Raw genomic sequence first — 23730 nt, 5'->3', positions numbered from 1 at the left:
CGACGGCCACAAATATAACACTTGACACAATTTTTCCAACTGGAATAATTGTGCGGCTTATCGTCTAAGGAACCGGAATCATGTCGGCAACAACCGAGGCGCCGTCACGCGCGCAGACGGCGCAAGAAGAGCAGGTCGGCGCGGGTCGCCCCGAAGCGGGTCGCCCCAAAGCGGGTCGCCCCAAATCGCGTGTGTTTCTGCTCGCTGTCCTGGCCGTGCTGGCCGTGGCCGGCGCGATCTGGTTCGTGCACTGGTGGACGGTCGGGCGCTTCATCGAAAGCACCGACGATGCCTATCTGCAGGCCGACAGCGTGACGGTCGCGCCGAAGATCGGCGGCTATGTGGCCGAGGTTTTCGTCGGCGACAACCAAACGGTTGCCGCCGGCGCGCCGCTCGCCCGCCTCGACGTGCGCCAGTATCAGGCCGCCGCCGATCAGGCGCGGGCCACCGTCGACGCACGCGAGGCCGATCTCGCTCGCGCCCAGGCCGATATCGAGCAGCAGCGGGCCAAGGTTGCGCAAGCGCAGGCACAGGTGCGCGTGGCGAGCGTCTCGCTGCAGCATGGCGAGGACGACGTGCACCGCTACGAGCCGCTCGTGAAGTCGGGCGCCGAGACGGCCGAGCGTCTCGCCAATCTCGTCAGCACGCGCGATCAGGCGCGCGCCACGCTCGCCGCCGATCAGGCTGCCGTACGCTCGGCCGAGGCGCAGATCGCGGCCACCTCGGCGCAGATCGCGCAGGCACGCGCCCAGCTCGAAGCCGCGCGTGCGAGCCTGCGGCAGTCGCAGCTCGATCTCGACGATACGACGCTTTACAGCCCGCTCGCCGGCCGTGTGGGCGACCGCACGGTGCGCGTCGGCCAATACGTGCAGCCCGGCACGCGGCTCATGACGATCGTGCCCGTTCACAGCGTCTATCTCGAAGCGAATTTCAAGGAGACACAGGTTGGCCGGATGCGTGTGGGTCAGCCCGCCACGCTGCACGTCGACGCCTTGCACGGCATCGAACTGCATGGGGTGGTCGACAGCTTCGCGCCGGGTACGGGCGCGCAGTTCGCGCTGCTGCCGCCCGAGAACGCCACCGGCAACTTCACGAAGATCGTGCAGCGCGTACCTGTGCGCATTCGCATCGATACTGGCCAGGAAACGCGCAATGTCCTGCTGCCGGGCCTGTCGGTCAACGTCGATATCGATACGCGTTCGGCGAGCGCCGATCAGAAACGCATCGCCGAAGAGAACCGGCATGGCTGAGTCGATGCCCGCGGCGGCCGCGCGCGGCGCAGCCGACTATCCCGAGCGTGCAAGCGCGACAGATTGGATCGCCGTGTCCGCGGGCGCGCTCGGCGCGCTGATGGCGACACTCGACATCTCGATCACGAACTCGGCGCTGCCGCAGATACAGGGTGCCGTGGGTGCCACCGGCACGGAGGGCACGTGGATCTCCACGGGCTACCTGATGTCGGAAATCGTGATGATTCCGCTCGCGGCCTGGCTCACGCGCGTCTTCGGGCTGCGCAACTTTCTGCTCGCCAATGCGCTGCTGTTCACGGTGTTCTCGATGATGTGCGGCTGGTCGTCCTCGCTCGCGGTCATGATCGCCGGGCGCATCGGCCAGGGCTTCACGGGCGGCGCGATGATCCCGACGGCGCAGACCATCATCCGCACGCGGCTGCCGCGCGCGCAGATGCCCGTGGGCATGACGATCTTCGGCCTCATCGTGCTGCTCGGTCCGCTCGTGGGGCCGATCCTCGGTGGCTGGCTCGCCGAAAACATCACGTGGCGGTGGTGCTTTTTCATCAATCTGCCCGTTTGCCTTGCACTCGCAGGCCTTCTGATCGCCGGCCTCGCGTCCGATGCGCCGCACTGGCGCGAGTTCATCCACGCGGACTGGATCGGCATCGCGGGGCTGTCGATCGGCCTCAGCTCGCTCACGGTCGTGCTCGAGGAGGGGCAGCGCCATCAGTGGTTCGAGTCGGACGAGATCGTCATGCTCTCCTGTGCGACGGCCTTCGGCTTTTTGCTGATAGCGCTGTCGCAGATGTTCGCGAAACGGCCCATCGTGAGACTTTCGCTGCTCGGCAACCTGCGCTATGCGAGCGTCATCGTCATCGTGTTTGCCGTTGGCGCGGGCCTATATGGCGTGGCCTATCTGGTGCCGCAGTTTCTCGCAATCATCGCGGGCTACAACGCCGAGCAGTCGGGCTTCATCGTGCTGCTCGCCGGGGTGCCGGCCTTCCTGATCATGCCGGTGCTGCCGCGATTGCTCGGCAAGGTCGATTTCCGCGTTCTCGTGATCGCGGGCCTTCTCTGCTTCACGGTGAGCTGTCTCTTCGACACGAGCCTGACCGTGCAAAGCGATGGCCGCGACTTCGTATGGTCGCAACTGCTGCGCGGCGTCGGTCAGATGCTCGCGATGATGCCGCTCAATCAGGCCTCCATGGCGGCGGTTTCGCGCGAGGAGTCGGGCGATGCGGCGGGCCTCTACAACATGGCGCGCAACCTCGGGGGCTCGGTTGGCCTCGCCATCATCGGCGTGGTCATCGACCGGCGCGAAGCGTTCCACACCGCGGCGATCCGCGAATCGCTGACGGCCAACTCGCTGCTCGGCCAGGAGCGCATCGCCGGGAATGCGGCCGCATGGTTCGCGCGCACGGGCGATCTGGCGTTCGCCAAAGTGCAGGCGCTTGGGCAGATCGCCCAGCAGATCAGCGCGCAAGCCACCGTGATGACCTACTCCGAAACCTATTACCTGCTCGCGATCGCGCTTGGCGCCTGCATCCCGCTCGCGTTGCTGTTGCGAACGCCCAAACAACAGCCGGGTGGCGCGCCGTCGTCCTCGGCGCACTGATGCCCCGTACGCCTCATCCTTCATGACGATGTCCATCCGCCGCTACGTTTGCTTCACCTCACCGCCGGCCCCTTCCCGTGCTGCCGGCGTTTCCGTCGCGATCGCGCTGGCGCTCCTCGCGTCGCTGCCCGGCTGTACGGTCGGCCCGGACTACCGCGGCGCGCCGTCGGTCGCGAGCGATGCCGGGAATGCATCTGCTTTCGTCCGCACGCCGGCCTCGGGCGTTTCCCACACGCCGGCCGCGAGCACGTGGTGGCGCGCGCTTGGCGATGCCGAGCTCGATACGTTGATCGAAGCCGCGTTTGCGCACAACCCCGATGTGGATGCCGCAAAGGCCCGGCTGCGACAGGCTCGTGCGCAGTTGAACCGCAGCGAAGCGGACCTCCTGCCGAAGTCGTCGGCCACCGTTGCCGCGCTGCGCACGCGCGAGCCGAATCTCTCGGCGCTGACGGGCTCGCGCTCCGGCTCGAGCGGCGGCGGCCCGATCCAGCTTTACGCGGCGTCGCTCGATGCTTCCTGGGAGCTCGATCTCTTCGGCGGTACGCGCCGGGCAATCGAGGCGGCATCGGCTGACGCCGACGCGGTCGATGCCGATCTGGCCGATACGCAGGTGTCGCTGGCCGCCGAGGTCGCGCAAGCCTACGTCGATCTGCGCGACCGGCAGGCGCGGCTCGGGCTCGCCACCGATACCGCGGCATTGCAGCAACGCATGCTCGAACTCACCGAAGACCGGCGCGCGCATGGAACGGCGGCCGATGTCGACGTCGAGCGCCTGCGCGGGCAAGTCGAGACGACGCGCGCGACGATCGTGCCCCTCGAAGCCGGGATTGCGGATGCACTCGACCGCCTGGCCGTCTTGACGGGGCGTGCGCCGGGCGCGCTCGATGGCGAGCTGTCCGCGCCGAAGCCGCTGCCGGCGGTACCGGCCACGGTGGCTGTGGGCGATCCGGCCGCGATGCTGCGCCGGCGCCCCGACATTCGCGCGGCCGAGCGCCGGCTTGCGTCGAGCAATGCGCAGATCGGCGAGCATGTGGCGGACTACTTTCCGAAGCTGACGCTCTTCGGCGATCTCGGCTTCACGGCCGCGCAGCCCGCGCATTTGTTCCGCAAGACCAACTTCTCGTGGCTTGGCGTGCCCTATTTGCAGTGGAACGTGCTCGATTTCGGGCGCACGGCGGCCAACGTGCGCGGCGCCGAGGCGTCGCGCGACGAAGCCCGGGCACGCTATGCTCATACCGTGCTCGCCGCGCTGCAAGATGCGAATTCGGCGCTTTCGCAGTATGGCCATCAGCGCGAGCACCTCGTGCGGCTGGAGGCGGTCGAACGCTCGGCGGACCGCGCCTCGACGCTCGAGCAGCAGCGATACCGGGCGGGCGTATCGACGCTGATCGATCTGCTCGACACGCAGCGCACGCAGTTCTCCGCGCAACAGGACGTCGTGGCGGGCCGGGCCGAGTTGTTGAAGGACTTCGTGCTCCTGCACAAGAGCCTCGGCCTCGGGTGGGAGGCTCAGTCGGCTCAGTGATGGGCAGGCGGTGGCGCGCCGTGCCGCACCGTGCAAACCCGGTCCGGCACCGCTCGCGTTCGTGCATTCGGCGGCCCGCTCGGGTATGCGGCTTGCTACGCGTAGACGGTCGACGTGCGCTTGCCGAGCGGAAGATTCGCAACCCTAAACATTCCCCGTGCGCACGACGATAATCCGGCAGCGGGCCGGACGATCCGTGCGCGGCAATGCACCTGCGTGCCGGATGCGTCGACTATCTCGTGATACGAGAACGATATTGGGGGCGCTGTGCGAACGTCCGAAGCGGGCGAGAAGGGCCGGGGCGCGGGTTTCGTGCGCCGCATCTACCTGATTCGTTGGCTGGGCTATGCGATGGGAGCATGGCCGATCCTGATGCTTCTGTATTCGCAGCACGCGCCTGCGTGGCTCGTCGCATCTGTGCTGCTCGTTTGTTTCGTCTGGCCCCATCTCGCCTATTTGCTGGCGCGCCGCGCGGCCGAGCCAGTCCGGCGCGAGCGGCTGAACCTGCTCATCGATTCGGCGTGCGGCGGCTGGCTGGTGGCCGCGATCCGCTTCTCGCCGATCGGCACGGTCGTCATTTTGCTCATGTTCGCGCTCGACGCGATGGCCGTGGGCGGCTGGCGGCTTTTCCTTCAGGGGCTCGCCTCGAGCGTGCTCGGTGCCGTCGGCGGCGTCGCGGCGGTCGGCGTCGTGCCCTCGTTCGAGACCGATTCCCTGATTTCGCTGGCTTGGCTGCCCGTCGCGATCATCTACCCGCTCGTGCTGGCCAAGACGACGCACGACGTCTCGGCGAAGCTCATCGAGCGCACACGCAAGCTGCGCCATCTGAGCGAGCGCGACAGCCTCACCGAGCTGTCGAATCGCGCCACGGCGGGTGCGGCGATGCATGCGATGATCGCTGCCGCCGACGCGGCGCATGACCGCATCGCGGTGCTGTTCATCGATCTGGACGGCTTCAAGACGATCAACGATGCGCTCGGGCACAACGTCGGCGACGATTTGCTCGTTGCGGTGGCGGGGCGGCTGGCGGCGTGTACGCGGCCCGGCGACATCGTCGCCCGTTATGGCGGCGACGAATTCCTCATCGTGGCGCGAGGTACGGTGGGCGACACGCGCGTCGATCTGCCCGATGCGGTGCTCGAGGCGCTGGCGGACCCGATCAAGGTAGGCGCGCACGAGCTGATGATCGGCGGCAGTATCGGCATCAGCGTGTTTCCGAGCGATGGCCGCGATGCCGCGGCACTGATACGTGCGGCGGACATCGCGATGTACGCCGCGAAGAACCGGGGCCGAAACTGCTGGGAGTTCTATCGCGCCACCATGCGCTCGGCCGCCGATGCGCGGCTCAAGCTGTCGGCCCGCCTGCGCAAGGCGATCGAAGGCGGCCTGCTGCACCTGCACTACCAGCCGCAGGTCGATATGCGCACGGGCGAGATCTGCGGCGTGGAAGCGCTCGTGCGATGGAGCGACGAAGCGTACGGCGACGTGCGCCCGCCCGACTTCATTGCCGCCGCGGAGGCGTCCGGCCTCATCTCGCCGCTTGGCCGCTGGGTGCTGGAGCAGGCGTGCAGGCAGGCGATGCGGTGGCAGCAGATGGGGCTCAAGCCGATCCGCCTGTCGGTCAACGTGTCGCCCCTGCAACTGCAGCGCGCCGATATTGTCGAGACCTTCGAGCAGGTGCTGCGGGAAACCGGCCTCGACCCGACGCTCGTCGAGCTCGAAGTGACCGAGACGGCGTTGATGCGTCAGCCGGAGACTGCTGTGCGCCGCCTGCACGAATGCCGGCGTGCCGGCATCCGCGTGGCCATCGACGATTTCGGCATGGGATATTCGAGCCTGGGGCAACTGCGCGCGTTGCCCGTCGATCGCATCAAGATCGACCGTGCGTTCGTTCATGGGATCGGACGGGGCGATACGGGCGCGATAGCGTCGGCCGTCGTCACGCTCGCGAAAGCGCTCGGGCTCGCCGTCATTGCCGAGGGCGTGGAGACGGCGGCCCAGCGCGAGTTCCTGCTGTCGATCGGCTGTGTCGATGCGCAGGGTTATCTGTACAGCCGGCCGCTCGATGCCGAGGACATGACGCAACTGCTGCTGAATGGCGAACTGCTGCCTGAGCCGCCGGCCAGACCGCGCGCCGTGGGCCGGCAGCTCAACGCATGATCAGTACGGGATCGTGCGCACCGCGCGAACTCTCGCCGGCATGTGCTTGAAAAGCCGGTCGAGGTCGAACTCGCCGAAGACTTGTGTGTAGGCCATGTCGTACGAGCGCTCGGTGCTGGACCAGTACAGATCGTTCGGCTCGAACCGCTCGGGCATAGTCGTGCAGGCCGCTTCCAGTTCCGCGCGCGAAGGCAGATAGAAGTCGGTGTGACCATCCTTTTCGTAGTCGTCGGCCCACTTCGCAGCAGGGTGCGGGCGCGTCGATTCCATGAGCGCACGCGTGTTGGCGGCGCCGTCGTGCACGCTGCGCGCGTTCGGTTCGTTTGCGCCGAACCCGCCCCAGGCGACATCGACTGCCTCGTCTTCCGAGATGATCAGGTGTTTCGGCTGCGAGCCGGCGTAATCGGGAATCACGCCGACGTAGTAGCCGCCCTGGCCGGGCCAGTACGCGCCGATTGCCGGCGGTTGCAAAGTCGCGCCTTGCGGCGCTTCGGTTACGGTCATCGGATGCTCCTTCCTCGTTGCAGGTTCAGAAAGCCCTTCACCCGGCTACGGGCGAAAGACGCATCATTGAACCTGTGCGGAGAGGGCTACGGCACGAACGGCACACGACTTAGGACGCAGTGCCGCGTGCCGGATGCATGCGTCAATGGTCCGTTGCGCCGGCCGGAACGGTGCGGACCGCGCGTACGCGGCCTGGGAAGGTCTTGAAGAGCGAATCGAGACCGGTCTGGGTCGCGTTGCGCCCCTGCGCCGCCGTGGCCGACTCCTCGGTGCTGGACCAGTACCAATGGCTCGCCGAAAATTGCTCCTCGATGGTGGCGTAACCGACGTCCAGCTCGCGCCGCGACGGCAGATGGAAATCGGCGTGTCCGTCTTTCTGGTATTTGTCTGCCCACGTGGCGGCCGGGTGAGCGTACGTGGAGCGCACGAGCGCGTTCGTATTCAAGGCGCCATCGTAGGGGCTGCGTGCGTGCGGTTCCGATGCAAGGTAGCCGCCCCATTGCAGATCGGTACCCTCATGGACAGAGAAGATCAAGTGCTGGGGGCTCGTGCCACCGCTCCAATCGGGCATGATGCCGGCATAAATGCCGCCTTGCCCGGGCCAGTATTCGCCTATTTCGGGCGGCGCGGAGATGGGCAGTACGCAGGGATAGCAATCCATTTTCAAGATGCTCCTTGGTATGGTATGTCTCGGTTCGGGACGTTACGATTGGCGCCCGCAACGGCCGTTGCCAGCGTGGCGCACCTGGCATTCCGAGTGCGCTGTCCGGCATTACGCAGCAACTTCCGAGGGTGCTCCTGCTTTTCTCAAAATTTCAGTCGAACGACTATTTCGAGCGATCTGATCAGCGGGAATGCGTTGCCCCAGGCCGAAAGCGGCGTATTGTGTCGTCTCGCGCAAGGCGCTCGTGCAGCGAACAGAATCTCGAAATGATCTTTGAAACTGGATTTGCCGGGCTGTTGCCCGATGGGAAGACGTGACCAACGAACCGAATCCTCCTGAAATCGCCTGGACCGAATCCGGCACACCGCACACCGCCCGCTGGCGCTCGGAAGCGGGTGTGCCGCCCCCCCGGCGAGTCGCGATTGCCGACGATCGTACGCCGGCCGATATCGCCTACGGCCAAGCCTGCGAAGGCGTGGCGCTGCTGTGGCGCGGCGATTTTCAAAATGCGCGCCAGTTGCTGCAGGCGATGGTGCGCCGTATCGGCCGCAAGCCGCGCAAGCAGGCGCAAACACCGGTGGACGCATTCAACCTGCACCGGCAGGCGCAGTCGCAGCGCGCGCGCACGCTCGGGATGCTGCTGATTCCGCTCGAGGCCGACTATTCGATCGCATTACGCCGCGCGCCCGATGTGCGCGAGGCGTGCCTCGAGGCGTATGGGCCGAGCGACGGGCCATCCGTCGTATCGCTGAGGGAACTGCAGGGGCTGATCGGCGCGCACGAATGGCGCAAGAAGGGCGTGCCGATCGCCGCCCTCGGCGGGGCCGCGATTCATCCTTACTACGGGGTGTTTTCACCCGTGCGCGGAGAGTACGTCGAACTCGTTGCGCGTGCGCCGCTGCCTTCGACGTCGCTCGCATTCGATATTGGCACGGGTACGGGCGTGCTCGCGGCCGTGCTGGCCCGCCGTGGCGTGGCGCGCATCGTGGCGACCGACAGCGACGAGCGCGCGCTTGCATGCGCGCGCGACAACGTCACGCGCCTCGGCTACGGGTCGCGCATCGAGGTGGTGAGCGCGGATCTCTTCCCAGCGGGGCGCGCGCCGCTCATCGTCTGCAATCCGCCGTGGCTGCCCGCGCGGCCGAGCTCGCCGGTGGAGCGGGCAGTGTACGATCCCGACAGCCGCATGCTGCGCGGGTTCCTCGCGGGGCTCGCGGAGCATCTCGAACCCGGCGGGGAGGGCTGGCTGATCTTGTCGGATTTCGCGGAGCACCTGGGTCTGCGTACGCGCGAAGCGCTCCTGGCGATGATCTCGGAGGCGGGACTTGAAGTGTTGGGGCGCGACGATATCCGGCCGCAGCATCCGAAGGCGACCGATGCGGGCGATCCGCTTTATCGGGCGCGCTCGGCCGAGCTCACCTCGCTGTGGCGGCTCGGCGTGCGTGGGGGATCAGGCTCCGCTTGACGCCCGAAATGAGGCAGGCGGTGGCGGTCCCGGTGAACGACGGCCGAGACGGACGCATCAGCCCGGGTAGGCTTCATCGACTTTCAGGCCCGCGAGCTTGAAGATGACGCGCAGCGTCTGAGGGCGGATGTCTCGCCGGGAGGCCAGTGTCGTCAGGATGAAGTCCACCACTTTTGCGTACTTGAGCAGCGTGAGCAGTGTTTCGAGGCTCGCGTCCTGCGAATCGCGCATCGCCTCGGCGAGCCGCAACATCTCGACCGAGATGTCGCGTGCCATTTCGAGTTCGAGCTGCTGCTTTTCCGACCAGCCGGTCGGCGAGGCCAGCAGCGAAGCGAGCATCGCCTGGAACTTTTGCTCCGCATCTCCGTTGGGTACCGTAGCCATGCCGTCCTCCTTTCTTCAAGGCGGTCCGTCGCATGCGACGATCCCGTCAATCCGCTCCGGTGCGCCCCGCGTTACGTCGGTCACGTAACGCGGTTACGCCGGATTCGTCGATTCCCCGCGGGCCTTCATGCCGCCCGCCCCGTCACGGGGTGTCATACTGCGCCCCCGGCTTGCGAGGCGGGCGCGGTGTGCGATGCGCCGCGTGCCACGCCCCGTGGGAGCGATCGCGCCGATTCGCGGTAGGACGCGTAGGAGCACGAAACGTTCCTGCGAAGGGTACTTGCGGCCGAAGCCCGTCGTTTTCGGTAAACTGACGCGATTGTCCTTGTTGTTCTGTAGGCTGTCGCACGCTGGCCGCGACTTGGCTCCCAGAGCGTCTTCCAGATGTCCGCAAAAAACTACGACATTCGCCCCGAGCAATCGATCGAGCTGCTCAAGGAGCTGCATATCCTGACTCGCGACGGCAAGCTCAATCAGGATAGTCGACGCAAGCTCAAGCAGGTCTATCACCTTTATCAATTCATCGAGCCGCTGCTCGAGGACGTGCATCGCCAACAGGGCTCGATCTCTCTCGTCGATCATGGCGCGGGCAAGTCGTATCTTGGGTTCATTCTGTACGATCTTTTCTTCAAAAGCTTGCCGCCGGGCGACCAGTCGCATATCTACGGGATCGAAACGCGCGCCGAACTCGTTGCCAAATCGACGGCGCTCGCCGCGCGGCTCGGTTTCGAGCGAATGTCGTTCCTGAACTTGTCCGTGGCTGAATCGATCGACTCGCCGAGTCTGCCGCCATCGGTGGACATCGTTACGGCGCTGCATGCCTGCGATACGGCCACCGATGACGCGATTCGCTTCGCGCTCGCCAAACACGCCCGGCACATCGTGCTCGTGCCTTGCTGCCAGGCCGAAGTGGCCGGTGTGCTGAGGCGCAACAAGGGAAAATCGCTCGCGAACGCGCTGGCCGAAATCTGGCGCCATCCGCTGCATACGCGCGAGTTCGGCTCGCAGATCACGAACGTCATGCGTTGCCTGCAGCTCGAAGCGCATGGCTATCAGGTGAGCGTGACCGAGCTCGTCGGGTGGGAGCACTCCATGAAGAACGAGCTCATCATCGCGCAATACAAGAACCTCCCGCGCCGCAAACCAGCCGAGCGGCTCGCCGAAGTGCTCGACACGCTGGGGCTCGCCGAGCTGCGCGAGCGCTTCTTCACGCCTGCGTAAGCGCGGCGTTCGTCAGTCTTCGCTCATCCATCTGCGCCAGCCGTCGTGGCCGAGGCGGCGCAGCGTCTCCATGTTGCGCTCGTAGATGTCGGCCGCATCGGGGAACGCGTCCACGGCGCGTGTCAGGCTTGCCTCGCGCAGCAGGTGAAGGACCGGGTACGGCGCACGGTTCGTGTAGTTCTCGATGTCGTCCGGCTCGCTGCCTTCGAACCGATATTGCGGGTGAAAGCTTGCTACCTGCAGCGTTCCCTGCAGCCCGAGCTGCACGACGAGTCGCTCGGCGAAAAACGTGCAATCGTTGAAGGCCAGGAAGTCGTGCAACGCATGCGGCAGGATCAGCAGCGTCGTGTCGATGTGCTGTGGGTCGGCCTCGTCGAGCCGGCGCAGCTCGCTTTCGAGGTCGGTCAGTACGCCTTCGAGATCGCACGCGGCGCTGACGGCATACCGGATCTGGCCCTTGACGTGCACGGCTTTCGCGAACGGACAAAGGTTGAGTCCGATGACGGCGCGCTCGAGCCAATGGCGCGTGGCGGCAATGACGACATCGTTCGGATCGGAGCTGCTCGGCATGGCGTTGAACAATCGGGTGTGAGGCGGACGCCGCATTTTACGCGCGCGGGGGTTCGACGACCCTGGCGGTTTGCCCGTTTGCCCGCTACTTCGTCAGCGGCGCGCACTGTTTCCGGAACTACGCCGTCAGTGGGCTGCTGCTTCGAGCGCGCAGTGACGAGGGTTTGCCGTATCAGCGGTGTGCCGCGCCGCCGGGCGTCGCGCCAAGCGGGCTGCCGCCGCTGCCCGGGCACGAGGCCGCGAGCAGTTGCGCGGCGAGGCGCGGCGCGGACTTGATGGGCCCACAGCCGGCCCCATACGTCTGGCTCGCCGCATAGATCCCTTCGATCATCAGCGCGAACGCATTGGCGAGATAAAGCGGATCGTCGGCGCCTGCGGCATTGGCAAGCGCGATGAGGCGCGACATCAGCTCGGCCTTGTTGCGCGCCACACACTGCCGGGCCGGATGCTGCGCATCGGGGAATTCGGCCGATACGTTGACGAACGGGCAGCCTCGATATCCCTCGACCGACGCGCGCGCGCTCAGATCTTCGAAATACTGGGCAATCTGGCGGACCGGGTCTCCCGGGTGTTTGGCGAGACTGGTTTCGAAGCGCTCGAAAAAGCGCTCGCTCGCGCGTTCGAGATAGGCAACCACCAGCTCGTCCTTCGACGAAAACTGCCGGTACAGACTCATCTTGTTCACGCCCGCTCGCTCCACGACCGCGTCCACGCCCACGGCGCGCACGCCTTCGCGGTAGAAAAGCTCGTCCGCCGCGCGCAGCAGTGCCTGCTGCGCTTGCGGACCCGCGGTGTGCTGGCGCGCTCGCGAAGCCGCGTTATCCGTGCCCGGCGTGGTCCGTCCCATCATTGCTTTGCGTTCCATCTTTCGGTTCGTACTGTGACGCAGGCCGGTCGCGACGAGCGACCCCACTGCGGTATGTCGCTTGACATGTTACCGATCGGTCACTAGGATGGCAACTCCATTTGTGACAGGTCGGTAACATGGCCGACGCCACGATCGTCCCATCCCGCGTCTGGCTGCCAGATGCGGCGCTCGAAGAGGAGTCCTGATGAACTGGGCAGCGAAAGCAGTGCGTACGCGGTTTCACTATGGATGGCTCGTGGCGGCCATCGTTTTTCTCGTATTGCTCGCGTCCGCGGGCACGCGCGCGACGCCGAGCGTGATGATGCTGCCGCTCGAGCATGAATTCGGCTGGAGCCGCGCCACCATCTCGCTGGCGATCTCGGTGAACATCGCGCTCTATGGACTCACGGGGCCGTTTGCGGCAGCCGCGATGCAGCGCTTCGGGATCCGCCCGACCGTGCTGACGGCGCTGGTGACGATGGCGGCCGGGGTGGCGCTTTCGTCGACGATGACGGCGCCGTGGCAGATGGTGTTGATCTGGGGCGTGATGGTGGGCGGCGCGACGGGCGTGGCCGCGCTCACGCTCGGCGCGACCGTCGTGAACCGGTGGTTCGTCAAGCGCCGCGGGCTTGTGATGGGCGTGCTGACCGCGAGTTCGGCTACGGGCCAGCTCGTTTTTCTGCCGATGCTCGCGTCGGTGGCGCAGCACTATGGCTGGCGTCCGGTCGTGCTGATCGTGGCGGCCGCGGCAGCGGTCGTGTTGCCGCTCGTGGCGCTTTTCGTGCCGGAGCGTCCGGCCGACGTATCGCTGCGCCCCTACGGCGAAGCGCCCGACACCCCGCCGGCACCGGCGGGCGCCATGCAAAACCCGCTTGCGATCGCATTCGGCACGCTCGCCCGGGCAAGCCGGTCGCGCGATTTCTGGCTGCTTTTTTTCAGCTTCTTCGTCTGCGGGGCCAGCACGAACGGCTATATCGGCACGCATCTGATCGCCATGTGCGGCGATTACGGAATGAGCGAGGTGCAAGGGGCGTCGCTGCTGGCCGTGATGGGCATCTTCGATCTGATCGGCACGACGCTTTCGGGTTGGCTGTCCGATCGCTTCAGCAGCCGCGTGCTGCTGTTCTGGTACTACGGGATGCGGGGATTGTCGTTGATCTATCTGCCGCACGCGTTCGGCATCCAGGTCTTCGGCCTGCCGCTTTTCGCGATGTTCTACGGGCTCGACTGGATCGCCACGGTGCCTCCCACCGTGCGCCTCACCACCGATGCGTTCGGCAAGGACGCGGCACCGGTCGTCTTCGGCTGGATCGTGGCTGGCCATCAACTCGGCGCGGCGTTTGCGGCATTCGGCGCCGGCTTGCTGCGCGCCGATCTCGGCAGCTATACGGTGGCTTCGACGATTTCGGGCGGGCTGTGCCTCGTCGCGGCGCTCGTCGTGCTGCGCATCGGGCGCCGGCGCGACGTGCGCGCGCTGAGTCCTGCGGCCTGAGGCAACGCACGGACGGCGGCGGACCCCGCGGCACCGGGACGGCATCGGTCGCGCGGCGTCAGCGCGCGGGGAGCGCCGCGAGTAGCCCTCAATCGTCGTCGGCCAGCGCGGAGAGGGGGGCGGCGACGTGCTCGAGCGGGCGCCGCTCCGCGTCGACGCCCCAGATCGCCGCAACCGCGGCTGCAATCAGCATCAGCGCCGCGCCAACGAGATAGCCGTCGAAGACGGCGCTGCGCGAGTGCGTGTCGATGAGCCGGCCGAAGAGCGCCGGCCCGGCGATACCGCCCGCGGCGGTGCCGAACGCATAGAACACGGCGATCGCGAGCGCGCGCACTTCGAGCGGAAACGACTCGCTCACCGTCAGATAGGCCGAACTCGCCGCTGCCGAAGCGAAGAAGAAAATCACCATCCACGCGGCTGTCTGCGCGCTGACGCTGAGCCAGCCCTGCTCGAACAGGTAGCCGCTGCCCGCGAGCAGCACCCCCGATATGGCGTAGGTGAAGGCGATCATGACGCGTCGGCCGATCGCATCGAACGCATGCCCGAGCACGATCGGGCCCAGAAAGTTGCCGGCCGCAAACGGCAGCAGATACCAGCCCACGTGGTTGCCGGGTACGCCGTAGAACTCGGTCAGCACGAGCGCGTAGGTGAAGAAGATCGCATTGTAGAAAAACGCTTGCGCGGTCATCAGAGCGAGGCCGACGAGCGAGCGCCGCCGATGCAGCACGAAGAGCGCGTGGAAAACTTCGCGCAGGGGCGTGTGCTCGCGCCGAGCGAGCCGCAGCGTTCGCACTGGTTCGGCGGTCGGCGAGCGGCCTTCGCGGCGAAAGCGTGCTTCGATCGCCTCGACGATCGCGCGGGCCGTGTGCGCGCGATCGTGCGTAAGCAGCCAGCGCGGGCTTTCGGGTATCCACATGCGCATGAATACGATCACGAATGCAAGTGCGGCACCGATGAAGAAGCAGGCGCGCCAGCCCAGATCACCGGGAAAAAGGCGCGGGTCGAGCAGCACGAGCGAGCCGCCGGCGCCGAGCGCCGCGCCGACCCAGAACGTACCGTTGATGCCGAGGTCTGTCCATCCGCGCACGCGCGCGGGCGTGAACTCCTGAATCGTCGAATTGATGGCCGCGTACTCGCCGCCGATGCCGGCGCCCGTCAGAAAGCGAAAGAGGGCGAAGCTCGCGAGATTCCACGAGAACGCCGTGGCGGCGGTGGCGGCGAGATAGAGGCTCAGCGTGAGAAAGAAGAGCCGGCGCCGGCCCAGGCGGTCGGTCAGCCAGCCGAAGCCGAGCGCACCGAGCACCGCGCCCGCGATATAGGCACTGCTCGCGAGCCCGATGTCGGCATTCGAGAAGTGCAGCACGGGGCTTGCTCGTAAAGCACCGGCGACGGCGCCGGCGAGCGTGACCTCGAGCCCGTCGAGAAGCCAGGTCACGCCGAGAGCGACCACGATCAGCGTATGGAAGCGCCCCCACGGCAGGCGGTCGAGCCGCGACGGCAGGTCGGTTTCGAGCACGGCGGGCCGTGTCGCGGAGACGGGCGGGGCGGCAGTCGGTATCACGGGCGGTTTCTCCTGAGGCAAGCCGCGCCGCCGCGGCAGGCAGGGCTGACCTTGCCGCGCGAGCAAGCCGCGTTCCCGGTTCGCCACATTGGCGGTTGCCGCCCGGCATGCGTTCGTGATAAAAAGCCCGTCCTCGATCCGTGCGCGTTGAGCGTTTGCCATGAAAGCATTGACCTATTGCGCGATAGACTTCGGCACGTCGAATTCGGCGGTCGCATTGCCGCAGGGCGACGCGGTGCGGCTGGCTCCGGTGGAGGGCGAGCATTCGACACTGCCGACCGCCATTTTTTTCAATACGGACGAAAATACGCTCGAGTACGGGCGTGCGGCGCTGGCGGCCTACATCGACGGCTTCGACGGCCGACTCATGCGTTCGCTCAAGAGTATTCTCGGCTCCCCGCTTGCCGAGGGCATGACCGAGCTCGGCGATGGCAGCGCCGTCAAGTACACCGACGTGGTATCGACCTTCGTTGCCTACCTGAAGGCGAGGGCCGAGGCTTGCGCGAAGGCGCCGATCGAGCGCGCGGTGCTCGGCCGGCCCGTGTTCTTCGTCGACGACGACCCGCAGGCCGATCGTCTCGCGCAGCAGCAATTGGAGGCCGCCGCCCGACAGGCGGGGTTGCGCGAGCTGCATTTCCAGTACGAACCGATCGCGGCCGCATTCGACTACGAGTCGCGGCTGGCGGCCGAGGCGCTCGTGCTCGTGGCCGATATTGGCGGCGGCACGTCCGACTTTTCGCTCGTGCGCGTGGGGCCGGAGCGCATGACGCGCATCGAACGCAAGGACGACGTGCTCGCGCATCACGGCGTGCATGTGGCGGGCACCGACTTCGACCGTCGTGTCGAACTCGCGACGATCATGCGCGAGCTCGGCTTCAAAACGCTCGACCCCGAAGGCCGCGAGGTACCGAGCCGCATCTATTTCGATCTGTCCACCTGGCACCTGATCAATACCGTCTACACGGGCAAGCGGCTGGGCGAACTGAAACTCATGCGCCATCTTTACCAGGATCTGCGCCATCACGATCGTCTCATGCGCGTGGTCGAGCAGCGGCTCGGCCATGCGCTGGCGGCGCTGGCCGAAGAAGCGAAGATCGGCGTGGCGGCGGGCGGGCAGACATCCATCGACCTGAACGATGTCGAAACCGACTTGCGGCTGCCCTTCGACGATGCACAACTGATCGAGGCCGGGCAGGAAGAGACACGACAGATCGTCGATGCCGCGCGAGAGACGCTGCGGCTCGCCGGCGTCGCCCCGCGCGAACTCGACGCGCTCTACTTCACCGGCGGTTCGACGGGGCTGGCGTTTCTCACGCGCGAATTGGCGGGTGCGTTTCCCACGGCGCGAGCGGTGTTCGGCGATCGGCTCGCGAGCGTGGCCACGGGCCTCGGCATTCACGCGCAGCGGGTGTTCGCCTGAGAGGGGCCATGCGAGCCGTACCGGCCCTTGGGCCGCGCCGCGCCAGAAAATGAAAAACCCCGCGCGAGGCGGGGTTTTCTACTGAGGTCCGGTCGTAACCGGCACGGCTCAGATCGGCTTGATGTTAGCCGCTTGCTTGCCCTTCGGGCCGGTGCGCACTTCGAACGACACCTTCTGGTTTTCCTGAAGGGTCTTGAAGCCGTCTACTTTGACTTCCGAGAAGTGGGCGAAGAGATCCTCGCCGCCGCCGTCGGGCGTGATGAAGCCAAAGCCCTTCGCGTCGTTGAACCACTTGACGGTACCGGTTTCCATATTACGTGTTCCTAAAGAAAGTGAAACGAGGCCGAAGCCAGGGGTGCGGAAAATCAAGGAAGGGTAATGGGACCAACCGGTGTACCTGAGGGGCGAACCACGAAAAGACCAATTGACACTCGCCGCTTGAAATCCTGCCTGCTCCTTATACGGCTAAAACGCTGCGGGGTCAACAAATTCCGCGTTGCAGCAGGGATATCCCCCATTCAGGTCTGCGCATTGCTTTCAACCCTTTCGCCTCGTCCTACGGAATTAGCGGATTTTTGAGAGTGCCAGAACGGATTTGTGCCCCGTCATGGGGCGCAACCGGTAAACTACGCGCCGCGTGGCAGGGTTGCGCCCGGTTGCGGTGGTTTATGCCGCGGCGCGGCGCCGGTTGCGAGCCCCCATAAGAGGTTGGCAAGTGCCCTCGCGCGGTTCCAAATCCCTAAGGAGAGGTTGTGAAAAGTTCTATTCAACGGAACATCGGGCCATTTGCGCTGATGTTGACCGGGCTTGGCTCCATCATTGGGTCGGGCTGGCTCTTCGGCGCATGGAAAGCAGCCAAAATCGCGGGCCCTGCGGCAATCTGCGCCTGGATCATCGGTGCTGTCGTCATTCTCGCCATCGCACTCACCTACGCCGAGCTCGGCGCCATGTTCCCGGAGTCGGGCGGCATGGTGCGCTATGCCCGCTATTCGCACGGCGCGCTCGTGGGCTTCATCAGCGCGTGGGCGAACTGGATCGCCATCGTATCGGTGATCCCGATCGAGGCCGAAGCATCGATCCAGTACATGAGCACCTGGCCCTATGCCTGGGCGCACGCGCTTTACGTGGGAGACTCATTGACACCAACGGGCGTCGGTCTATCGGCTGTGCTCGTGATCATCTACTTCATGCTCAATTACTGGGGCGTGAAGGTCTTCGCGCGCGCCAATACGGCGATTACTGTCTTCAAGTTCCTGATTCCGGCACTGACGATCATCGGCTTGTTCTCCGGCTTTCATTCCGAGAACCTCGGCAAGACGGGCGAGTTCGCGCCTTATGGCTGGTCGGCGGTGTTCACGGCCGTCGCCACGAGCGGCATCGTATTCAGCTTCAACGGCTTCCAAAGCCCGGTGAACCTTGCCGGTGAAGCGCGCAATCCCGCGCGCAGCGTGCCTTTCGCCGTGATCGGCTCGATCCTGGTGGCGCTCGTGATCTACGTGCTCCTGCAAATCGCCTATATCGGCGCGGTGAACCCCGCCGATGTCGCGCGCGGCTGGAGCCACTTCGATTTCGCCTCACCGTTCGCCGAGCTGGCCATTGCGCTGAATCTGAACTGGCTTGCGATCATGCTCTACGTCGATGCGTTCGTGAGCCCGAGCGGAACCGGTACGACCTATATGGCCACCACGACGCGCATGATCTACGCGATGGAGCGCAACAACACGATGCCGAAGATGTTCGGCAACGTGCACCCGTTCTATGGCGTGCCGCGTAACGCGATGTGGTTCAACCTGCTTGTGTCGTTCGTCTTCCTTTTCTTCTTCCGCGGATGGGGCTCGCTGGCTGCCGTGATCTCGGTCGCGACCGTCATCTCGTATCTGACCGGCCCGATCAGCCTCATGGCGCTGCGCCGCGCGGCGACCGACATCGAGCGCCCGCTGCGCCTGCCGTTGATGGGGGTGATCGCGCCGTTCGCGTTCGTCTGCGCATCGATGGTGCTTTATTGGGCGAAGTGGCCGCTCACGGGCGAGATCATCCTGCTGATGGTCGTCGCGCTGCCCGTCTACTTCTACTTTCAGGGCAAATCGGGCTGGAGCGGCTGGGGCCGCGACCTGAAGGCGGCATGGTGGCTCGTTGCCTATCTGCCGACGATGGCCGTGCTGTCGCTGATCGGCAGCAAGCAGTTCGGGGGCATGGGCGTTCTGCCGTACGGCTGGGACATGGGCATCGTGGCCGCCGTTTCGCTGATCTTCTACTACTGGGGTGTCAACACCGGCTATCGCACGCGTTACCTCGACGAGCGCGAGCCCGAACACGACATCCTCGAGGGAGTCGGCGTCTAAGCCAGCGCTTCACCGTTTCCATTCCCTTCGGGCCAGCTGGCAAGCACGCTGGCCCGCAGCGACCCAAAGCCCGCCCGGGCGGATTCTCTGCAATCCGGGGCGGGTTTTTTTACGTTTGCCGCGAGTATGCGCCCGGGCGGTGGGTGAGGGGGGTCAGGCGTCCGGGCCGCGCAACCCGGGCCACGACGGCGCCAGCGCGGGACCGAGCGAAAAAAGATCGAGCACGCGGGCTACGGTGTCGTCGACGAGTTCGTCGATCGAGGCGGGGCGATGGTAGAACGCCGGCAGCGGTGGGAAGACGATGCCGCCCATCTCTGTGACGGCCGTCATGTTGCGCAGATGCGCGAGGTTGAACGGCGTTTCGCGCACGAGCAGCACGAGGCGGCGCCGTTCCTTGAGCGTGACGTCGGCCGCGCGCGCGATGAGATTGTCGGCAAAACCGTGCGCAATGCTCGCAAGCGTTTTCATCGAACACGGCGCGACGATCATGCCGTCGGTCACGAACGAGCCCGAGGCGATGCTCGCGCCGACGTCACGAACCGAGTGCACCACATCGGCGAGCGGGTGAATCTCGTCTTTCGTCAGTTGCAGCTCGTGCTGGACATTGAGCCAGCCAGCGCTCGAAATCAGCAGATGCGTTTGCACGCCGCCGACGCGCCTGAGCGTCTCCAGCAGCCGCACGCCGTAGATCGCACCGGTTGCTCCGGTGATCGCGACCACGAGCCGGCGCGGCCGCGCGGGTGGGTCTTGCATGAGCTGGTGCGGCGTGTGGGCCGAGGCGGCGTCAGGCAGCTGCCGTGACGATGGGTTGCAGCTCGCCCGACTGGTACATCTCCATCATGATGTCCGAGCCGCCGATGAATTCGCCTTTCACGTAAAGCTGCGGGATCGTCGGCCAGTTGGAGAATTCCTTGATGCCCTGGCGGATTTCGTCGTCTTCGAGGACGTTGACGGTCTTGAATTCCTTGACGCCGCATGCGTTCAGAATCTGGATGGCGCGCCCCGAGAAGCCGCACATCGGAAACTGCGCGTTGCCCTTCATGAACAGGACGATGGTGTTTTCGTCGACGATTTGCTTGATGCGTTGTTGAGTATCCATGACTGGCCTTGAATCCGTGACAGGCACGGAATGTGGGGAAGACAGAGCGAAATAATAGCGGATTTCCCGGCCAGACGGCGCTCGCCGCCCTGGCGCGGGAGGGGTTGTCCGCCGCGTGTCGACGGCGTTTTTACGCCGCGCCGCCCGTTGCCCGTTCGATGCCGGCAAGATCGGCGAGCGAGTGCACGCCCGCGAAGCCCTGCGCCCTGAAGAGGGCGCGGACAGCCTCGGCCTGATCGTAGCCGTGCTCGATCCAGACGCTGCCGCCGGGCGCGACAAAGGCGCGCGCCTGACCTAGGATCGTGCGGATTGCCGACAGACCGTCCGCTTCGTCCGTCAGGGCGCCGCGCGGCTCGAAGCGCAGGTCGCCCGTGTCGAGATGCGGATCCCCCGACGCAATATAGGGCGGATTGCTGACGATGAGATCGAAGCGCGAGGCGGGGTCGAGCGCCGTGTACCAGTCGCTTTGCAGGAACCGCACGGGGCCGCCGGGCCGGGCCGGATCGAGCAGCCGCTGCGCATTGCGCGCGGCCACCGCGAGCGCTTCCGGGGAGCGGTCCGCCGCTGTCACGCGCGCATCGGGGCGTGCCGCGGCGATGGCGACCGCAATGGCGCCGCTGCCGGTTCCGAGATCGAGTACCTGGGGCCCTGCGCGCCCTTCGAGCGCCGCCAGTGCCGTTTCGACGAGCAGCTCCGTCTCGGGCCGCGGAATCAGCACGTTTGCATCGACTTCGAACGCGAGCCCGAAGAATTCGCGCGTACCCACGATCTGCGCGATCGGCACGCCTGCGGCGCGGCGCGCCTCGAGCGCGCGATAGCGGGCGAGGGCGCCGGGGTCGAGCGGCTCGTCGGCACGGGTGATCAGTTCGGTGCGCCGCCAGCCGAGCGCATGGGCGAGCAGGATGCGCGTTTCGAGCGCGGGCAGCGGCGAGGCGCGCAACAACGTCGCGCACGTGCAGGCCGGTGCGCCGCCCGCGCCCGCTGTGCCCGGGCGCTGTGGTGAGGATTCACGGCTCATGATTCGGATGGGTTTCCGCTATGTGCGCCCGGTGCGGCGCTCCGCTCAGTCCGCATCGCCGAGCGAGGCAAGCTGCTCGGCCTGATGCTCGCTCACGAGCGCGGCGATGAGCTCGTCGAGCTCGCCGTCCATGATCGTTTCGAGCTTGTAGAGCGTGAGATTGATCCGGTGGTCGGTCAGTCGCCCCTGCGGGAAATTGTAGGTCCGGATCCGCTCGGACCGGTCGCCCGAGCCGATGAGGCTCTTGCGCGTGGCCGCCTCTTTGGCGTGCTGCTCGTGATACTGCTTGTCCTTGATGCGCGCCGCGAGCACCTTCAGGGCGCGATCCTTGTTCTTGTGCTGCGAACGGTCGTCCTGGCATTCGACGACTATGCCCGTGGGCAGGTGCGTGACGCGCACGGCCGAGTCGGTCTTGTTGATGTGCTGCCCGCCGGCGCCCGAGGCCCGAAACGTGTCGATCCGCAGATCCGCCGGATTGATCTCGACTTCGCCGATTTCATCGGCTTCGGGCATGACGGCCACGGTGCAGGCGGAGGTGTGGATACGGCCCTGCGTCTCGGTGGCCGGCACGCGCTGCACGCGATGCCCGCCCGATTCGAACTTGAGCTTGGAGTAGGCGCCCTGGCCCGCGATGCGCACGATGACTTCCTTGTAGCCCCCGAGATCGGAGGCGCTCTCCGAAATCATCTCGACTTGCCACCGTTGCCGTTCGGCGTAACGCAAATACATACGCAGCAGGTCGCCCGCGAAGAGCGCCGATTCGTCGCCGCCGGTGCCGGCGCGGATTTCGAGGAAGATGTTGCGTTCGTCGTTCGGGTCCTTGGGCAGCAGCATCATCCGCAGTTCCGATTCGAGCCGGGTCATCCGATCACGCGAGGCACGCACTTCCTCATCCGCGAATTCGCGCATCGAGGGATCCGACAGCAGTTCCTGCGCCGTCGCGGCATCGGAGCGCGCCTGGCGCCATTGCGCGTAGTGCTCGACCACGGGGCCGATTTCGGCGTGTTCGCGCGTGAGCTTGCGGTATTGATCGATGTTGGCCGTGACGTCGCCTCGGCTCAGCAGGTCGTTGAGTTCGGCCAGCCGTGTCGTCAGCTGGTCGAGCTTTTGTTGCATGCTCGTTTTCATGGTGCGGAGCGAGGCTCCCGGAAGAAGATGGAAACAGAGGTCTGACGAAGCCGCCTTCGCAGCGGCATGCGGCGTTTCGCCGCGCTGGGGCGGCGCTAATGATCGGAGGGATCGGAGGATTCGGAGGATTCGGACGGGGCGGCCGGCTTGGCGTGCCGATAGACGCCGCCGAGCAGGTCGACGAGCGTCGAGCGGTCTTCGCTGTTCGCGCGGTTCAGGGCGTGCGTGGGGCCGTGGACCAGCTTGTTGGTGAGCGACTGCGACATGGCTTCGAGCACGGCGGCCGGATCGTCGCCGCGCGCGAGCATCTTCAGCGCGCGGTCCAGCTCCGCGCGGCGCAGCGCATCGGCTTGCATGTGCATGTGGCGAATCACGGGAACGACGCTGCGCGCATCGAGCCATTGCATGAAATTCTGCACGCGCGTCTCGATGATGGCCTCGGCCTGTGCCACGGCGGCCTGGCGCGAGGCATTCCCTTCGCGCACGATCGCGCCGAGATCGTCGACCGTATAGAGAAACACGTCCCGCAACTCGGCCACTTCCGGCTCGATGTCGCGCGGCACGGCCAGATCGACCATGAAGATCGGCCGATGCCGGCGCGCCTTGACCGCACGCTCGACGGCGCCAAGCCCGATGATCGGCAGCGTCGAAGCCGTGCACGACACGATGATGTCGAACTCGTGCATGCGCGTGGGCAGTTCCGCGAGCGGCATCGAGTGGCCGCCGAAGCGCTCCGCGAGCCGGGCGCCGCGCTCGGCCGTGCGGTTCGCCACCACGAGCTCGCGCGGTTCCTGCGCCGCGAAGTGGGTTGCGCACAGCTCGATCATTTCGCCCGCGCCGATGAAGAGCACGCGCTGGTTCGAGACTTTGTCGAAGATGCGCTGCGCCAGCCGGACGGCGGCGGCGGCCATCGAGACGGATTGCGCGCCCACCGCCGTCGTGCCGCGCACTTCCTTGGCGACGGAGAACGTACGCTGGAAAAGCTGGTTCAGATAGGTGCCGAGCGCGCCTGCCTCCGAGGCGGTTCGCACGGCATTTTTCATTTGTCCGAGGATTTGCGTTTCGCCGAGCACCATCGAATCGAGGCCCGACGCGACGCGAAAGGCGTGGCGCACGGCTTCCGATTGCGGCAGCGCATAGACATGGGGCGCCAGATCCGAAGCCTCCATCCCGTGGTACGTCGACATCCAGGCGATGGCCGCGTCGCGCGCGGCCCGGTCTTCCGTGGCGCAGTAGAGCTCGGTCCGGTTGCAGGTCGAGAGAATGGCCGCCTCGGGCGCCGAAACCGAACTGCGGCCGGACCAGAGCGCCTTGAAGGCATCGAGCGCCGGCTTCACCTGCTCGAGCGGAAACGCCACACGCTCGCGCAACGCGACGGGCGCCGTGTGGTGATTGATTCCGATCGTAAGCAGTTGCATATGCGGGGGACTTGTATAGCCGTTCCGGTCGACAGGACGGCACGGGTATTTCAGCCGGTTATTAT

At 66.0% G+C, this 23730-nt stretch carries 21 protein-coding genes; 9 read left to right on the top strand and 12 right to left on the bottom strand.

All coding sequences use genetic code 11. The features are described from left to right. Nucleotides 1–80: 80 nt before the first annotated feature. The 4 genes from U0034_RS07275 (at nt 81) to U0034_RS07260 (ending at nt 6532) form a co-directional block, all read left to right on the top strand. On the top strand, nt 81–1250 hold the full coding sequence (locus U0034_RS07275; RefSeq protein WP_085228186.1) for an HlyD family secretion protein: 1170 nt from the start codon (nt 81–83) through the stop codon (nt 1248–1250). Next, nucleotides 1243–2847 carry an MDR family MFS transporter gene (locus U0034_RS07270; RefSeq protein ID WP_085228185.1) on the top strand — a complete coding sequence of 535 codons (1605 nt, stop codon included), beginning with the start codon at nt 1243–1245 and terminating at the stop codon, nt 2845–2847. The genes U0034_RS07275 and U0034_RS07270 overlap by 8 nt, the downstream gene beginning before the upstream one ends. A 22-nt stretch (nt 2848–2869) precedes the next feature. Next, complete coding sequence (locus tag U0034_RS07265; RefSeq protein ID WP_085228184.1) at nt 2870–4372, top strand: efflux transporter outer membrane subunit; 1503 nt, start codon at nt 2870–2872, stop codon at nt 4370–4372. A 267-nt stretch (nt 4373–4639) separates the two neighbouring features. Then, nucleotides 4640–6532 carry a putative bifunctional diguanylate cyclase/phosphodiesterase gene (locus U0034_RS07260; RefSeq protein WP_085228183.1) on the top strand — a complete coding sequence of 631 codons (1893 nt, stop codon included), beginning with the start codon at nt 4640–4642 and terminating at the stop codon, nt 6530–6532. On the opposite strand, the gene U0034_RS07255 is transcribed toward U0034_RS07260, so the two are convergent. Further along, nucleotides 6533–7036, bottom strand: coding sequence for a DUF1566 domain-containing protein (locus U0034_RS07255; protein ID WP_085228182.1), 504 nt, complete (start codon nt 7034–7036; stop codon nt 6533–6535). It lies immediately after the preceding gene. A gap of 142 nt (nt 7037–7178) precedes the next feature. After that, complete coding sequence (locus tag U0034_RS07250) at nt 7179–7697, bottom strand: hypothetical protein (RefSeq protein ID WP_085228181.1); 519 nt, start codon at nt 7695–7697, stop codon at nt 7179–7181. 316 nt (nt 7698–8013) lie between these two features. Between U0034_RS07250 and U0034_RS07245 the strand changes: the two genes are divergently transcribed. After that, nucleotides 8014–9165, top strand: a complete 1152-nt coding sequence (locus U0034_RS07245) for a methyltransferase (RefSeq protein ID WP_085228180.1) — start codon at nt 8014–8016, stop codon at nt 9163–9165. 57 nt (nt 9166–9222) lie between these two features. Here U0034_RS07245 and U0034_RS07240 read toward each other — a convergent pair whose 3' ends face one another. Beyond that, nucleotides 9223–9549, bottom strand: a complete 327-nt coding sequence (locus U0034_RS07240) for a DNA-binding protein (RefSeq protein ID WP_085228179.1) — start codon at nt 9547–9549, stop codon at nt 9223–9225. Nucleotides 9550–9933: 384 nt separating this feature from the next. Here U0034_RS07240 and U0034_RS07235 point away from each other — a divergent pair, with 384 nt between their 5' ends. Further along, a complete protein-coding gene (locus U0034_RS07235) occupies nt 9934–10770 on the top strand; it encodes a class I SAM-dependent methyltransferase (RefSeq protein WP_085228178.1) in 837 nt (278 codons plus the stop codon). 12 nt (nt 10771–10782) lie between these two features. Here the strand turns inward: U0034_RS07235 and U0034_RS07230 are convergent, their stop codons facing one another. Then, nucleotides 10783–11340, bottom strand: coding sequence for a DUF1415 domain-containing protein (locus U0034_RS07230; RefSeq protein ID WP_085228177.1), 558 nt, complete (start codon nt 11338–11340; stop codon nt 10783–10785). A gap of 172 nt (nt 11341–11512) precedes the next feature. Continuing rightward, nucleotides 11513–12190: a TetR/AcrR family transcriptional regulator gene (locus U0034_RS07225; protein ID WP_233212030.1), complete on the bottom strand. Its 678-nt coding sequence runs from the start codon at nt 12188–12190 to the stop codon at nt 11513–11515. A gap of 202 nt (nt 12191–12392) precedes the next feature. On the opposite strand from U0034_RS07225, the gene U0034_RS07220 reads away from it, so the two are divergent. Then, a complete protein-coding gene (locus U0034_RS07220) occupies nt 12393–13679 on the top strand; it encodes an MFS transporter (RefSeq protein ID WP_085228176.1) in 1287 nt (428 codons plus the stop codon). An 88-nt stretch (nt 13680–13767) separates the two neighbouring features. Here U0034_RS07220 and U0034_RS07215 read toward each other — a convergent pair whose 3' ends face one another. Then, nucleotides 13768–15195, bottom strand: a complete 1428-nt coding sequence (locus tag U0034_RS07215; protein ID WP_176072633.1) for an MFS transporter — start codon at nt 15193–15195, stop codon at nt 13768–13770. A 214-nt stretch (nt 15196–15409) separates the two neighbouring features. Between U0034_RS07215 and U0034_RS07210 the strand changes: the two genes are divergently transcribed. After that, complete coding sequence (locus U0034_RS07210) at nt 15410–16660, top strand: Hsp70 family protein (protein WP_085228342.1); 1251 nt, start codon at nt 15410–15412, stop codon at nt 16658–16660. A 108-nt stretch (nt 16661–16768) separates the two neighbouring features. Here U0034_RS07210 and U0034_RS07205 read toward each other — a convergent pair whose 3' ends face one another. Next, a complete protein-coding gene (locus U0034_RS07205) occupies nt 16769–16972 on the bottom strand; it encodes a cold-shock protein (RefSeq protein ID WP_085228174.1) in 204 nt (67 codons plus the stop codon). A gap of 440 nt (nt 16973–17412) precedes the next feature. On the opposite strand from U0034_RS07205, the gene U0034_RS07200 reads away from it, so the two are divergent. After that, a complete protein-coding gene (locus U0034_RS07200) occupies nt 17413–19002 on the top strand; it encodes an APC family permease (RefSeq protein ID WP_085228173.1) in 1590 nt (529 codons plus the stop codon). Nucleotides 19003–19155: 153 nt separating this feature from the next. Here U0034_RS07200 and U0034_RS07195 read toward each other — a convergent pair whose 3' ends face one another. The 5 genes from U0034_RS07195 to hemA all read right to left on the bottom strand — a co-directional run bounded on the left by U0034_RS07195 (nt 19156) and on the right by hemA (nt 23665). Beyond that, nucleotides 19156–19755 carry a UbiX family flavin prenyltransferase gene (locus U0034_RS07195; protein WP_085228172.1) on the bottom strand — a complete coding sequence of 200 codons (600 nt, stop codon included), beginning with the start codon at nt 19753–19755 and terminating at the stop codon, nt 19156–19158. 31 nt (nt 19756–19786) lie between these two features. Then, nucleotides 19787–20101: a Grx4 family monothiol glutaredoxin gene (gene grxD, locus U0034_RS07190; protein ID WP_085228171.1), complete on the bottom strand. Its 315-nt coding sequence runs from the start codon at nt 20099–20101 to the stop codon at nt 19787–19789. Nucleotides 20102–20231: 130 nt separating this feature from the next. Next, the gene (gene prmC / locus U0034_RS07185; protein WP_085228170.1) at nt 20232–21119 is read right to left on the bottom strand and encodes a peptide chain release factor N(5)-glutamine methyltransferase; all 888 of its coding nucleotides are present in this window, start codon (nt 21117–21119) and stop codon (nt 20232–20234) included. A 45-nt stretch (nt 21120–21164) separates the two neighbouring features. Next, a complete protein-coding gene (gene prfA / locus U0034_RS07180) occupies nt 21165–22247 on the bottom strand; it encodes a peptide chain release factor 1 (protein ID WP_085228169.1) in 1083 nt (360 codons plus the stop codon). A gap of 95 nt (nt 22248–22342) precedes the next feature. Next, the gene (gene hemA / locus U0034_RS07175) at nt 22343–23665 is read right to left on the bottom strand and encodes a glutamyl-tRNA reductase (protein WP_085228168.1); all 1323 of its coding nucleotides are present in this window, start codon (nt 23663–23665) and stop codon (nt 22343–22345) included. Nucleotides 23666–23730 lie beyond the last annotated feature (65 nt).

This window comes from Trinickia caryophylli, from assembly GCF_034424545.1.
Lineage (GTDB): Bacteria > Pseudomonadota > Gammaproteobacteria > Burkholderiales > Burkholderiaceae > Trinickia > Trinickia caryophylli.
The sequence above is the reverse complement of the archived record's forward strand: the minus strand, read 5'-3'. Positions and strand labels throughout refer to the sequence as shown.